The following is a 14,017-nucleotide window of genomic DNA, read 5'->3' as shown; positions in this document are numbered from 1 at the left end:
AGTCTGATAACGGGAGAGCTTTCGCTCTCCTTTTTATTTTGTCAGCGAAAAATCAGTATGATGTCTACAGTATTGATGAGAATAACAAAGGAATGACGTTATGGCGCACTCACACTCTCATGCCGATTCACACCTGCCGAAAGATAATAATGCTCGTCGCCTGCTTTTCGCCTTTATCGTCACTGCCGGATTTATGCTCCTTGAGGTGGTGGGCGGGATACTCTCCGGCTCTCTGGCGTTGTTGGCGGATGCGGGACATATGCTCACCGACGCGGCGGCCCTTCTCTTTGCGCTGCTGGCGGTTCAATTTTCCCGTCGTCCCCCGACTGTTCGCCACACTTTTGGCTGGCTAAGACTCACCACACTGGCGGCCTTTGTGAATGCCATTGCGTTGGTGGTCATTACCCTTCTCATTGTCTGGGAAGCGATAGAGCGCTTTTACACGCCACGTCCGGTGGCGGGCAATCTGATGATGGTGATTGCGGTTGCGGGTCTGCTGGCGAACCTGTTTGCGTTCTGGATTCTCCATCGGGGAAGCGATGAAAAAAACCTGAACGTGCGCGCTGCCGCGCTACATGTGATGGGCGATTTGCTGGGTTCCGTCGGCGCAATAGTCGCCGCGTTGATCATTATCTGGACAGGCTGGACGCCAGCGGACCCGATTCTCTCTATTCTGGTTTCGGTACTGGTGCTACGCAGCGCCTGGCGTTTGTTAAAAGATAGCGTCAACGAATTGCTGGAAGGCGCGCCGGTTTCACTGGATATTAATGCCTTACAGCGCCATTTAAGTCGGGAAATCCCCGAAGTCCGCAACGTACACCATGTGCATGTCTGGATGGTCGGCGAAAAACCGGTCATGACGTTGCACGCTCAGGTCATTCCGCCACACGACCATGATGCGCTGCTGGAACGTATCCAGGATTTCCTGATGCACGAATACCATATTGCGCACGCTACGATTCAGATGGAGTATCAAGTGTGTCACGGCCCGGACTGTCATCTGAATCAGACGCCATCCGGGCATGTTCATCACCATTAACGGGAAAGCGCGCGCGATCCTCGCTCCCGCGCGCTGTTTATCCACAGGCGGCTACCGTTCACGGCGATAAATGTCAGGATCAGATATTCCAGCGACATCGCATAGACGCCCTGCAAAGCAAAAATCACCACACTGATCACGTTGATTACCACCCACAGGAGCCAGTTTTCGACATATTTGCGTGTCATCAGAATCATCGCCGCGATAGACAGCACCATCATGCAAGAGTCCCAGAACGGGAAAGCGTCCGGTTGCAGTACAGGCATTGTCACCTGTAACCCCAGCATCTGCATAATGGCGACGGCCACGCGCGTCAGGACGGCGAATACGGGATCGATATATCGCGTCATCAAACCGATAGCTATCACACATATCGCCAGCCATGCCATTGCTTTTGGCAACGGCAGCCAGCGGATTTTAAGCTCGGCTTGATTATCCTTTGTTTGCCGCGACCACGCATACCAGCCATAAATATTGGCGGCAAAGAAAAAGAGTTGCAGCAACAGGCTGGCATAAAGCTGGATCTGAAAGAAAATAATCGCAAACAGGGTGACGTTAACCAGTCCAAAAAAGTAGTTGCTGATCTTCTCCAGACTGGCAAGCCAAATACAGAGCAGGCCGGCGATGGTTCCTACCGCTTCGATCCACGAGAGATCGTACCCGCCAGCGCCAATCGGAATATGAATCAGTATGTTGTGCGTACTAAAAAAATCCATTCTCTCCCCCAAAGATTTCCGTCTTTACGCCCGAAGTGTAGCCGCAAAATCCAGCATCCGGTTGAGCGGCAGTAATGCGCCCTCGCGTAGCGCCGCATCAACCTGTATTTCATGCGCCGCGCCTCCCTGCTCCAGCCCTTCAGCAATGGCTTTCAGGCCATTCATCGCCATCCACGGACAGTGCGCGCAGCTACGGCAGGTCGCCCCCTCGCCAGCCGTGGGCGCTTCAAGCAGCTCTTTTTCAGGCACCGCCTGCTGCATTTTGTAGAAGATGCCGCGATCGGTCGCCACGATAAGCTGTCTGTGCGGCAGCGTTTTTGCCGCCTTAATAAGCTGACTGGTGGAGCCCACCGCATCGGCCATCTCGACAATGGACTGCGGCGATTCAGGGTGAACCAGAAGAGCGGCATCGGGATAGATTTTTTTTAAACGGGTCAACGCCTGAGTTTTAAACTCGTCATGCACGATACACGCTCCTTGCCAGCACAGTACATCGGCCCCGGTCTGTTTTTGCACGTAATTCCCCAGGTGTCTGTCCGGCGCCCAGATAATTTTTTCCCCCAAACTATCCAGATGCTCAATCAGTTCTACGGCGATACTGGAGGTCACAACCCAGTCCGCACGCGCTTTAACAGCAGCCGAGGTGTTAGCATAGACCACTACGGTTCTGTCAGGGTGCGCATCACAAAAAGCGCTAAATTCGTCTATTGGGCAGCCTAAATCCAGCGAACATTCCGCCGCCAGGGTAGGCATAAGAATGGTCTTTTCCGGGCTGAGGATTTTGGCGGTTTCCCCCATAAACCGTACGCCCGCTACCAGCAGCGTGGATGCGGCGTGCTTCGCGCCGAAACGGGCCATTTCCAGTGAGTCGGAAATACAGCCGCCGGTTTCTTCTGCTAACTGTTGAATTTCCGGATCGGTGTAGTAGTGCGCCACCATGACGGCATTGCGCTCTTTGAGCAACCGCTTGATTTTCTCACGATAAAATTGCTTTTCGTCGTCGTTCAACGGCGTTGGTTTCGGCGGGAACGGGTAGATTGCGGCTTGTGGGTCAAACATTACGCTCATCGTGGCTTCTCGTTTTACTGACTTAACGAAACAACCGAATGAAAGCGTAATAAACGCCACAATCGGTTAATTTGTTTTATATGCTAAACAAGATAGCTGATTCAATAAGGAAAGTCACAATAATTAAGTAGCCCCGTATCTGATGGCGGCGTAACGTCTTATCTGGCCTACGTGAGCGGTGCCGTCTGTAGGCCTGATAAGCGCAGCGCATCAGGCAAGACCCGAACCTGCGACAGGTTCGAATCTTCCATATTGCAGATAGCAAAAAGGCGCCGCCAGCGCCCTCTTTTACATTGGTGGGTCGTGCAGGATGACTCGCTTCGCTCGCCCTTCGGGCCGTCGCCGTAAACGGCTCCGTTGTCTCACTGCGTGAGACCCGGACCTGCGGCAGGTTCGAATCTTATAAATCGCAGATAGCAAAAAAGCGCCTTTAGGGCGCTTTTTTACATTGGTGGGTCGTGCAGGATGACTCGGCTTCGCCTCGCCCTACGGGCCGTTGCTGACGCAACGTTATCCTTCACGTTCAACATCTGAGTTTGATGTTAAATTGGTGGGTCGTGCAGGATTCGAACCTGCGACCAATTGATTAAAAGTCAACTGCTCTACCAACTGAGCTAACGACCCCTTGGATAAGGGTTACTGCTTCAATCATTCAGGATGGTGGGTCGTGCAGGATGACTCGGCTTCGCCTCGCCCTTCGGGCCGTTGCTAAAGCAACATTATCCTTCACGTTCTCTACCAGTTACCACCTTGTATATTGGTGGGTCGTGCAGGATTCGAACCTGCGACCAATTGATTAAAAGTCAACTGCTCTACCAACTGAGCTAACGACCCATACGGGTGCTGCCTGAAAGATTTTACTCGGACCATCTAAAGATGGTGGGTCGTGCAGGATGACTCGGCTTCGCCTTGCCCTACGGGCCGTTGCTGACGCAACGTTATCCTTCACGTTCAACATCTGAGTTTGATGTTAAATTGGTGGGTCGTGCAGGATTCGAACCTGCGACCAATTGATTAAAAGTCAACTGCTCTACCAACTGAGCTAACGACCCAAGTGGTGGGTGATGACGGGATCGAACCGCCGACCCCCTCCTTGTAAGGGAGGTGCTCTCCCAGCTGAGCTAATCACCCGATACTACGCTGGATATTACTGACTAACCGAAGTTAGTGGTGGGTCGTGCAGGATGACTCGGCTTCGCCTCGCCCTACGGGCCGTTGCTGACGCAACGTTATCCTTCACGTTTTATTCTCGTTTCCACCGAACGATTGGTGGGTCGTGCAGGATTCGAACCTGCGACCAATTGATTAAAAGTCAACTGCTCTACCAACTGAGCTAACGACCCACTTTTGCGTTGCTTTCGAGTTGTTTAATATCCCGTGGCAACGGCGGCATATATTACTGATTTCAGATTTGAGCGCAACAAAAATTTCGACGCTGGGGGCTCAACTGCTTAGGAATCGCACGACGCGACCAGAAAAAAGGCGTTTTCTGGTCGCATGGTACGCATTACATCGCGTTAAGACGCTTCTGCGCCTGTTTCGCGCCATCAGTGCCAGGATATTTGTTAATCACCTGCTGATAAACCGCTTTCGCTTTTGCCGTATCACCTTTGTCCTGCATGATAACGCCAACTTTGTACATCGCGTCCGCAGCCTTCGGCGACTTAGGATAGTTTTTTACTACCAAGGCGAAATAATAGGCGGCATCATCTTTTTTACCCTTGTTGTAATTCAACTGGCCCAGCCAATAATTGGCGTTCGGCTGATAAGTAGAATCAGGGTATTTCTTGATGAAGTTCTGAAACGCCACAATCGCATCATCCTGGCGAGACTTATCCTGCACCAGCGCAATTGCCGCATTGTAATCGGTATTCGCATCGCCACTTTGTACCGGCGCCCCTGAGGTTGCCGTACCGGCATCCGGAGCGGAGGTCGCAGCGGTTGCCGCCCCGCTCTGGTCACCAGCCGCTGGCTGCGCTGCGCCGCCATTATTTAAGCTCCCCAGCTGCAGCATAATTTGCTTCTGGCGCTCCATCACCTGATTCAGTTGATACTGATTTTCCTGGATTTGGCCGCGCAAAGAATCGATATCGGACTGATTATCGGAGAGCTGCTGCTGAAGTTGGGTTAAAAGCTGGCTGTGAGCGTTAGAGATACGCTCAAGTTGAGTGACGCGGTCTTCGACCGAGCCTGAGCCGACACTACTGATTGGCGCCTGAGCAAAAGCGGCCCAGGGGGCCGCTATGCCAACCAGTAACGACAGACTCAACAGGTGATGTCTGAAGTTACTGCTCATGCAATTCTCTTAGTAAACCAGTACAGCGCGACGGTTCTTAGCGTAAGCCGCTTCGTCGTGGCCCAGTACGGCAGGTTTTTCTTTACCGTAAGAAACGATGGAGATCTGGTCAGCGGAAACGCCTTTACCCTGCAGGTACATTTTAACGGCGTTAGCACGACGTTCGCCCAGGGAGATGTTGTACTCAGGCGTACCACGTTCGTCCGCGTGACCTTCTACGGTGACTTTGTAAGACGGGTTGCTACGCAGGAAGTTAGCGTGCGCATCCAGCATTGCCGCGAAGTCAGAACGGATATCGTACTTGTCGAGATCGAAGTAAACGATGTTGTTCTGCTGCAGCTGCTGCATCTGCAGACGCGCTTGCTCTTCAGATGACATGTTGCCGTTGCCGTTAGCGTCCATACCAGTGCCGGCGCCGTTCAGCATGCCGCCTTCGCTACCGTCATTGCTGGCGTTCTTGTTGGAAGAACATGCCGCGATTGCCATAACAGGCAGGGCAATCATCAGGCCCTTCAGCACTTTGTTCAGTTGCATTTCTTTAATTCCTTTAGTAATCAATTAATTATTATCACAGATACGGCGACCAGGCAGGCGATTTCACCTGACCATCAGTTGCCGGAAGACGCGCTTTGAAACGCCCATCTGTAGAAACCAAATTCAGCACAGATCCCATCCCCTGAGAAGAGCTGTAGATTACCATCGTGCCGTTAGGTGCCAGACTTGGCGTTTCATCCAGGAACGTTGACGACAGAACCTGTACGCCACCCGTCACCAGATCTTGTTTGGCAATGTGCTGCTGCCCGTTATTTGAGCTTACCATTACCATAAATTTACCGTCGCTGCTGACATCCGCATCCTGGTTTTGCGAACCTTCCCAGGTAATACGCTGCGCCGCACCGCCGTTAATGTTCATTTTATACACTTGCGGACGTCCAGCCTGGTCAGAAGTAAAGGCCAGAGTCTGGCTGTCCGGGAACCAGGTCGGCTCCGTATTGTTGCTACGCCCGTCCGTTATCTGACGAATCTGGCCGGAAGCAAGATCCATAACGTACAGGTTCAGACTTCCGGTTTTCGATAACGCGAACGCCAGTTTCGTCCCATCCGGCGAGAAGGCCGGCGCGCCGTTGTGACGCGGGAAGGACGCAACCTGACGCACTGCGCCGTTTGCCAGCGTCTGGATAACCAGCGCGGAGCGACCGCTTTCAAATGTCACGTAAGCCAGTTTTGAGCCGTCCGGAGACCACGCCGGAGACATCAACGGCTGCGGAGAACGGTGCACTACGAACTGATTGTAGCCATCGTAATCCGACACACGCAGTTCATACGGGAACTGACCGCCGTTAGTCTGTACCACATAGGCGATACGAGTACGGAACGCGCCCTTAATGCCCGTCAGTTTTTCAAAGACTTCGTCACTGGCGGTGTGGCCTGCATAACGCAGCCACTGCTTGTTCACTTTATAAGAGTTTTGCGCCAGTACAGTCCCCGGCGCGCCGCCAGTGTCAACCAGCTGATAAGCAACATTGTAGGAACCGTCCGGATTCGGCGTTACCTGCCCAACGACGACGGCATCAATACCCAGCGCAGACCATGCGGTAGGCTGAACTTCCTGAGCGGTGGCTGGCTGCTGCGGCAGTCGGGACCGGTCTAACGGATTAAATTTACCGCTATTGCGTAAATCTGCCGCCACGATGCCGCCGATATCTTCAGGCGCAGCGCCCGGCCCGGCCCATTTAAAAGGCACAACGCCAATCGGTCGCGCCGAGTCCACCCCCTGGGTGATCTCGATACGGACTTCTGCGTGCAGCACCGCCGCCCACAGCATCAGAAAACCAAATGCTACTCGTAATGCCTGCTTCATCATATCTCCCATACCTGGGCCTGCGACCCACGATAATTTAGCAGAATGTTAACAAACTCAAATACACAAAACCACCAGGACCAGTAACAACTCAACTGCTCCAACTTCCATAAAGAAAAGTATCTACAGTTTAAAGTCTAGTTTGGCATCCTTTATTTTCTCATAAACAGCCTGGCTTGGCGGTTTAGGAATTTTCGCGGTTTTTGCCGCCATTAACGCCGCCTGACAAAGCGCCGGATCGCCGCCCTCAGACGTAATGCTTTTTAATGAGCCATCCGGCGCCAGGCTAATATGCAAGACACATTGTTTGCCCTGATACAGGCTCGCATCATACAGACGGCTCTGAATGGCGACCTGAATCTGTTTCGCGTAGGCGCTGATATCAGCGCCTGTCGCCCCACCGTTAGCGCCCGATGTACCGCTATCTTTCGATGGCTGACCATTCCCTTTCGCGCCGCCGCCGGTTTTCGGCGCATTCTTACCCGAGCTGAGATCGCCAAGCAGATCGTCGACGCCTTCTGCGGCGGCCGCTTTTTCGGCAGCCGCTTTCTTCTTAGCGTCCGCCGCTGCTTTCGCCGCCGCGGCATCCGCTTTCTTCTTCGCCTCCGCCGCCGCTTTCACCGCCTCAGCATCCGCTTTCTTCTTCGCCTCCGCCGCCGCTTTCGCCGCTTCGGCTTCCGCTTTCTTCTTCGCCTCCGCTGCCGCTTTCGCCGCTTCGGCCTCTGCTTTCTTCTTCGCGTCCGCCGCCGCTTTCGCCGCTTCGGCTTCCGCTTTCTTCTTCGCGTCCGCTGCCGCTTTTACCGCCTCGGCTTCCGCTTTCTTCTTCGCGTCCGCCGCCGCTTTCGCCGCCTCGGCCTCCGCTTTCTTCTTCGCGTCCGCCGCCGCTTTCGCCGCTTCTTCGGCCTGTTGCTGCTGCTGTTGCGCCAGTTTTGCCGCTTCTTCAGCCTGCTTTTGCTGCTCCTGAGCCGCTAAACGTTCTTTCTCAAGTTGTTTCAACCGCTCCTGTTCGGCAGCCTGCTTCTGCTGCAGCTCCTCTGCTTGCTGCTGTTGCAGCTTTTTACGCTCTTCTTCCGCGCGTCTGGCGCTGGCCTGTTGATCCTGCTGACGGTTGTACTGCTGCACAACGGCGCCAGGATCGACCATCACCGCATCGATAGCGGAACCGCCGCCGCCGCCGGCAGAAGCCTCTATATGCTCATCAAACGAACTCCAGATCAGCACTGCAAATAAGATGATATGCAGCACGGCTGAAATAATTATCGCCCGTTTGAGCTTGTCGTTTTGTTCGGTTGCCTTTGACACTCTCGGTTCCCAAAAAACTGTTCGCCTGTTACTCGCCGTCTTTCAAGCCAACGGGACGCAGACTTCAGATTGGCTGCGTCATTAAGCCAACCGATTTTACGCCCGCGCTGTGTAACAAGTTCAGCGCTTTAATTATTTCATCGTACGGCACCTCTTTCGCGCCGCCGATTAAAAAGACTGTTTTCGGATTAGCCTGCAGATGACGCTTTACTTCTGCGATCACCTGTTCAGACGGCAGTTGATCCATTCGATCTTTATCAACCACTACGCTGTATTGCCCTACTCCGGAAACCTCAATAATGACCGGTGGATCGTCGTTACTACTGACCGCCTGCGACTGATTCGCCTCGGGCAAGTCGACTTCCACGCTCTGGGTAATGATCGGCGCGGTTGCCATAAAGATCAGCAGCAGCACCAACAGTACGTCGAGCAGCGGTACAATATTGATTTCGGACTTAAGTTCGCGACGACCTCGTCCACGCGTTCTGGCCATGGCTTACCCCTTGTTGCTTTCGCTTACGGTAAACGCCTGGCGGTGCAGAATCGCGGTGAACTCTTCCATAAAGTTGTCGTAATTCAGTTCCAGCTTGTTCACGCGCTGATTCAGTCGGTTGTAAGCCATAACCGCAGGGATGGCGGCAAACAGACCAATCGCCGTGGCAATCAATGCTTCGGCAATACCCGGCGCAACCATTTGCAGAGTCGCCTGTTTCACCGCGCCCAGGGCGATAAACGCATGCATAATCCCCCATACGGTGCCAAACAGACCGATATAAGGACTGATTGAGCCTACCGTGCCAAGAAACGGGATATGCGTTTCCAGCGTTTCCAGCTCTCGGTTCATGGAGATGCGCATCGCACGCGACGCCCCCTCTACCACTGCCTCCGGCGCATGGCTGTTGGCGCGATGGAGCCGGACAAACTCTTTGAACCCGCTATAAAAGATTTGTTCCGAGCCCGACAGACTATCGCGCCTCCCCTGGCTTTCCTGGTACAGACGCGATAGTTCGATTCCGGACCAGAATTTATCTTCAAACGCTTCCGCCTCACGCGCAGCGGCGTTCAGAATACGCGTTCGCTGGATAATGATGGCCCAGGATGCTATTGAAAAACCAATCAAAATCAACATGATAAGTTTAACCAGAAGGCTTGCCTTCAGGAACAAATCAAGGATATTCATGTCAGTCACTGCTTAAACTCCGCGACAATAGACTTAGGAAGCGCACGAGGCTTCATTTTGAGTGGATCAACGCAAACAATCAGAACCTCTGCTTCATTTAGCAGCGTGTTCTCTGCGTTGACAATGCGTTGCGTGAAAACCAAAGCGGTGCCACGCATTGACGTAATTTCTGTTTGAACTTCAAGCATATCGTCGAGCCGCGCAGGCGCATAGTATTCCAGCGTCATCTTGCGCACTACAAAGGCGACCCGCTCCGCCAGCAGCACCTGTTGGCTGAAGTGATGGTGACGCAGCATCTCCGTGCGCGCTCTTTCATAAAAAGCGACATAGCTGGCGTGATAAACCACACCGCCGGCGTCCGTGTCTTCGTAATAAACTCGAATTGGCCATCGAAACATATACTTATTCATCCCTGCAGCCTCTTTGTTGGCGTCATCCGCTTGCCGCCGTAATGCCTCAAGAATGCCGTTGTATATCGCCTTGTATTCACTTTACATCCCGGTAATGCAACAAAAGTAGAGCTTGTAAACGTTGCTACTATACGCGTGGGAATGAGGCTTGGGAATGGGGGGAAGTTAAGGGAGAGTAAAAATATATGGGCTTATGCAAGCCCCTATATTTTTAAGGAGGTTTCTTATTCACAAGAAGAAGAAAATCAGGCCGACGATAAGGACGATATCCGCAAGGAGCGGACAAAAAATCCCTTGCCAGTGTACGGATTCAGGGCGAAAACCCACGCCGTGGATTATGCCTGCGCAAACCGCCCACATCAGCAATAATCCGTGCCAGATTTCAAGCGTGCTGGTCCTGGCGGCAAACCGTGACGGGTCCCAGAACATACATCCTGCCAGCACTATCGCCATCACGAAGGAAAGCGCCCTTAACGGGCGCTTGTCCATTACCGCATACAGTTTTGCGATAATATGGGTCATTAGCTTTCTTCTTGACCGGTTTTACCCGCTTCAACGTGCTCAAGCGCCAGGGCGGTAATGATCCCGAATGCACAGGCAAGAAGCGTTCCCAGAATCCATGCGAAATACCACATTTTAAGCTCCTTACTTAGTACAGAGAGTGGGTGTTGCTTTCAATATGTTCTTTAGTGATACGACCGAACATTTTCCAGTAACACCAGCTGGTGTAGATCAGAATGATCGGTACGAACACCGCCGCAACCCAGGTCATCAGGTTCAGCGTCATCTGGCTGGATGTCGCATCCCACATGGTCAGGCTGGCATTCATCATCGTGCTGGACGGCATCACAAATGGGAACATAGCGATACCCGCCGTCAGAATAATGCAGGCCAGGGTCAGCGAAGAGAACAGGAATGCCCACGCGCCTTTCTCCATACGGGAAGTCAGGATAGTCAGCAGCGGCAGAACCACGCCCAGAGCCGGAACCAACCACAGGATCGGAGCATTATTAAAGTTCACCAGCCAGGCGCCAGCTTCACGCGCCACTTCTTTAGTCAGCGGGTTAGAGGCGGCATGATGGTCAATCGCGGATGTCACGACATAACCATCAATACCATACATTACCCAAACGCCCGCCAGCGCAAAGCACACTAATGTCACCAGCGCCGCAATCTGCGAGGTGGCGCGCGCGCGCAGGTGCAGTTCGCCAACGGTGCGCATTTGCAGGTAAGTCGCCCCCTGCGTGATGATCATCCCTACGCTTACGATACCCGCCAGCAGACCAAACGGGTTCAGCAACTGGAAGAAGTTACCGGTGTAGTACAGACGCAGATACTCATCCACGTGGAACGGTACGCCCTGCAACAGGTTGCCAAAGGCCACGCCAATCACCAGCGGCGGCACAAAGCTACCGATGAACACGCCCCAGTCCCACATGTTGCGCCAGCGCGGGTCTTCAATCTTGGAACGGTAATCAAAACCGACCGGACGGAAGAACAAAGACGCCAGCACCAGGATCATCGCTACATAGAAACCGGAGAACGCCGCGGCGTAAACCATCGGCCAGGCAGCAAACAACGCACCGCCCGCGGTGATCAACCACACCTGGTTACCGTCCCAGTGTGGGGCGATAGAGTTAATCATAATTCGACGTTCGGTGTCGTTACGACCGAGGAAACGGGTGAGCATCCCCACCCCCATGTCGAACCCATCGGTGACGGCGAAACCAATTAGCAAAATGCCAACCAGCAGCCACCAGATAAAACGTAGTACTTCATAATCGATCATTTGACGACTCCTGTCTTAGCGTGCCGGCTGAGAAGTCACGGTGGACTGCTCAAAGTGATAGCGACCGGTTTTCAGGCTGCTTGGGCCAAGGCGTGCAAATTTGAACATCAGGAACAATTCTGCCACCAGGAACAGGGTATACAGGCCGCAAATCAGGAACATGGAGAACAGCAGATCGCCCACGGTCAGCGATGAGTTCGCCACAGCTGTCGGCAACACTTCGCCGATCGCCCACGGCTGACGACCATACTCGGCGACGAACCAACCTGCTTCAACCGCAATCCACGGCAGTGGAATGCCGTACAGCGCCGCGCGCAACAGCCATTTTTTCTCACCGATGCGGTTACGAATCACGCTCCAGAAGGAAAGTGCGATGATCGCCAGCAGCAGGAAGCCGCACGCCACCATGATACGGAAAGCGAAGTACAGCGGCGCAACGCGAGGAATGGAATCTTTCGTCGCTTGCTGGATCTGCGCTTCGGTCGCGTCAGTCACATTAGGCGTATAGCGTTTCAGCAGCAGGCCGTAACCGAGATCTTTCTTCATGCTGTTAAACTGGTCGCGAACGGCCTGGTCGGTAGAACCGGCGCGCAGCTGCTCCAGCAGTTCATAGGCTTTCATCCCGTTACGGATACGCTCTTCATGCTGAACCATGAGATCTTTCAGACCAATAACCGGCGTGTCCACGGAACGCGTAGCGATAATGCCGAGCGCATAAGGGATCTGAATCGCCAGATGGTTTTCCTGTTTGTCCTGGTCAGGAATGCCGAACAGGGTAAAGGAGGCCGGAGCAGGTTGCGTTTCCCATTCTGCTTCAATCGCAGCGAGCTTGGTTTTCTGCACGTCGCCCATTTCGTAACCGGATTCGTCACCGAGTACGATAACGGACAGTACGGCAGCCATACCGAAGCTGGCAGCAATAGCAAAGGAGCGTTTAGCAAAGGCGAAGTCACGACCTTTCAGCATGTAGTAAGCGCTGATACCGAGGATGAACATCGCGCCGGTGACATAACCGGACGCCACAGTGTGAACAAATTTCACCTGTGCTACCGGGTTCAGCACCAGTTCAGAGAAGCTCACCATTTCCATACGCATGGTTTCGAAATTGAAATCCGCAGCGATTGGGTTTTGCATCCAGCCGTTCGCTACCAGAATCCACAACGCGGAGAGGTTGGACCCCAGAGCCACCAGCCAGGTGACGCACATATGCTGAACTTTACTCAGACGATCCCAGCCGAAGAAGAACAGACCTACAAAGGTGGATTCGAGGAAGAAGGCCATCAAACCTTCGATGGCCAGCGGCGCACCGAAGATGTCCCCAACATAGTGGGAGTAGTACGACCAGTTTGTCCCGAACTGGAACTCCATGGTCAAACCGGTAGCCACACCCAGAGCAAAGTTGATACCAAACAACTTGCCCCAGAACTTGGTCATATCTTTATAAATCTGTTTGCCGGAAAGGACGTATACCGTTTCCATAATGGCCAGCAGGAACGCCATACCGAGCGTTAGCGGCACAAACAGGAAGTGGTACATCGCGGTCAAGGCAAACTGTAAGCGCGACAGTTCGACTATATCTAACATCATGACTCCTTGCTCATCGCATGAAGACTCCGAGAGTGAACCCCGTTAGAAAGGGTCACACGCATGCCCCAATACAAATTTATTTGCGGCCTTCCATCGTACTATCCCCTCGGGAAGGAAACAGTAATGATGAAAAGTTACAAACATGTTAATAAAAAACCCAAATTGATCCCGCAAATATATTACGCCGTAAAACCCTTACAATAAACAGGTTTTTAGTGGGTCAGATTTGCTTTTTTCGACAGCGATCAATTTATGGCTAATCTATCGCTTTTCAGGGAATTTGATCACGGACAATTTAACCAGTTTTGATGCTCTTTTCCAACATTTAAATATTGATTAAAATCAATTTTTGAAGTTAATGTTAATAATGTTTATTCATTGAATGCATGGTGAATTTTTTGTTAACTTTTTGTTTTTGCAAAGAGTAATTTCAAACTCCCTGTAAAAAGAGGCTTATTCGGTAAGGCTAAACATTTTGTGCGTTTTTTACTGCCCCGCATCCAGTAAAAAACATTCCACATTGATGTTCAATTATTGCTAAATAGCTCACAGATTTTTTCTGTAGGTTATCAACACTTATTATTTTATACATTTAGTCTATTTTTATTTTACTTATAATTAACACCGCAAAGAAACTATCTCATTGCACACGCGCCATCATCCCACCGGGATTACTCTGCCCCAACTTCCCTTTCCCGACGACTAACGGCCAGGATCATCTTGCCAGGTTATCGCCTTAATTATCGCTAATAAGCTTTCCAGATAGCCA

General features: G+C 52.4%; 14 protein-coding genes, 5 tRNA genes and 1 other RNA gene. 1 reads left to right on the top strand and 19 read right to left on the bottom strand.

From position 1 onward, the window contains the following. Window positions 1–100: 100 nt before the first annotated feature. A complete protein-coding gene (zitB, locus tag ACH0VJ_RS16530; protein ID WP_000951250.1) occupies window positions 101–1,039 on the top strand; it encodes a CDF family zinc transporter ZitB in 939 nt (312 codons plus the stop codon). On the opposite strand, the gene pnuC is transcribed toward zitB, so the two are convergent. The 19 genes from pnuC to cydA all read right to left on the bottom strand — a co-directional run bounded on the left by pnuC (window position 1,036) and on the right by cydA (window position 13,245). Continuing rightward, a complete protein-coding gene (gene pnuC / locus ACH0VJ_RS16525) occupies window positions 1,036–1,755 on the bottom strand; it encodes a nicotinamide riboside transporter PnuC (RefSeq protein ID WP_000345367.1) in 720 nt (239 codons plus the stop codon). The two genes, zitB and pnuC, sit on opposite strands and share 4 nt — an antisense overlap. A gap of 24 nt (window positions 1,756–1,779) precedes the next feature. Further along, a complete protein-coding gene (gene nadA, locus ACH0VJ_RS16520) occupies window positions 1,780–2,823 on the bottom strand; it encodes a quinolinate synthase NadA (RefSeq protein WP_000115343.1) in 1,044 nt (347 codons plus the stop codon). 294 nt (window positions 2,824–3,117) lie between these two features. Beyond that, window positions 3,118–3,243: non-coding RNA, RtT sRNA (locus ACH0VJ_RS16515), on the bottom strand. Window positions 3,244–3,371: 128 nt separating this feature from the next. Next, window positions 3,372–3,447 (bottom strand) — tRNA-Lys (locus tag ACH0VJ_RS16510). Window positions 3,448–3,581: 134 nt separating this feature from the next. Further along, window positions 3,582–3,657 (bottom strand) — tRNA-Lys (locus tag ACH0VJ_RS16505). Window positions 3,658–3,799: 142 nt separating this feature from the next. Continuing rightward, a tRNA-Lys gene (locus tag ACH0VJ_RS16500) sits at window positions 3,800–3,875 on the bottom strand. Between the two features lie 3 nt (window positions 3,876–3,878). Further along, window positions 3,879–3,954 (bottom strand) — tRNA-Val (locus tag ACH0VJ_RS16495). 136 nt (window positions 3,955–4,090) lie between these two features. Then, window positions 4,091–4,166, bottom strand: a tRNA-Lys gene (locus ACH0VJ_RS16490). A gap of 164 nt (window positions 4,167–4,330) precedes the next feature. Continuing rightward, window positions 4,331–5,119, bottom strand: a complete 789-nt coding sequence (gene cpoB / locus ACH0VJ_RS16485; protein ID WP_079833567.1) for a cell division protein CpoB — start codon at window positions 5,117–5,119, stop codon at window positions 4,331–4,333. A gap of 9 nt (window positions 5,120–5,128) precedes the next feature. After that, on the bottom strand, window positions 5,129–5,653 hold the full coding sequence (gene pal, locus ACH0VJ_RS16480) for a peptidoglycan-associated lipoprotein Pal (RefSeq protein ID WP_001176621.1): 525 nt from the start codon (window positions 5,651–5,653) through the stop codon (window positions 5,129–5,131). A gap of 34 nt (window positions 5,654–5,687) precedes the next feature. Further along, complete coding sequence (gene tolB / locus ACH0VJ_RS16475; RefSeq protein ID WP_001562341.1) at window positions 5,688–6,980, bottom strand: Tol-Pal system beta propeller repeat protein TolB; 1,293 nt, start codon at window positions 6,978–6,980, stop codon at window positions 5,688–5,690. A gap of 123 nt (window positions 6,981–7,103) precedes the next feature. Next, window positions 7,104–8,282, bottom strand: a complete 1,179-nt coding sequence (gene tolA / locus ACH0VJ_RS16470; RefSeq protein WP_000030591.1) for a cell envelope integrity protein TolA — start codon at window positions 8,280–8,282, stop codon at window positions 7,104–7,106. 64 nt (window positions 8,283–8,346) lie between these two features. Further along, entirely contained in the window at window positions 8,347–8,775 is a 429-nt protein-coding gene (tolR, locus tag ACH0VJ_RS16465) for a colicin uptake protein TolR (protein WP_000124676.1), read from the bottom strand. 3 nt (window positions 8,776–8,778) lie between these two features. Next, complete coding sequence (tolQ, locus tag ACH0VJ_RS16460) at window positions 8,779–9,471, bottom strand: Tol-Pal system protein TolQ (RefSeq protein WP_000131318.1); 693 nt, start codon at window positions 9,469–9,471, stop codon at window positions 8,779–8,781. Beyond that, a complete protein-coding gene (ybgC, locus tag ACH0VJ_RS16455) occupies window positions 9,468–9,872 on the bottom strand; it encodes a tol-pal system-associated acyl-CoA thioesterase (protein WP_001046240.1) in 405 nt (134 codons plus the stop codon). The genes tolQ and ybgC overlap by 4 nt, the downstream gene beginning before the upstream one ends. Window positions 9,873–10,100: 228 nt before the next feature. Next, entirely contained in the window at window positions 10,101–10,394 is a 294-nt protein-coding gene (ybgE, locus tag ACH0VJ_RS16450; protein ID WP_000148790.1) for a cyd operon protein YbgE, read from the bottom strand. Then, the gene (gene cydX / locus ACH0VJ_RS16445) at window positions 10,394–10,507 is read right to left on the bottom strand and encodes a cytochrome bd-I oxidase subunit CydX (protein ID WP_000270278.1); all 114 of its coding nucleotides are present in this window, start codon (window positions 10,505–10,507) and stop codon (window positions 10,394–10,396) included. The genes ybgE and cydX overlap by 1 nt, the downstream gene beginning before the upstream one ends. A 14-nt stretch (window positions 10,508–10,521) precedes the next feature. Next, entirely contained in the window at window positions 10,522–11,661 is a 1,140-nt protein-coding gene (gene cydB / locus ACH0VJ_RS16440; RefSeq protein WP_000568258.1) for a cytochrome d ubiquinol oxidase subunit II, read from the bottom strand. A 15-nt stretch (window positions 11,662–11,676) separates the two neighbouring features. After that, the gene (cydA, locus tag ACH0VJ_RS16435) at window positions 11,677–13,245 is read right to left on the bottom strand and encodes a cytochrome ubiquinol oxidase subunit I (protein ID WP_000884369.1); all 1,569 of its coding nucleotides are present in this window, start codon (window positions 13,243–13,245) and stop codon (window positions 11,677–11,679) included. Window positions 13,246–14,017 lie beyond the last annotated feature (772 nt).

Source organism: Salmonella sp. 2020_1459 (assembly GCF_043847915.1).
GTDB classification, from domain to species: domain Bacteria; phylum Pseudomonadota; class Gammaproteobacteria; order Enterobacterales; family Enterobacteriaceae; genus Salmonella; species Salmonella enterica.
This window is presented reverse-complemented; position numbering and strand designations above follow the sequence as displayed.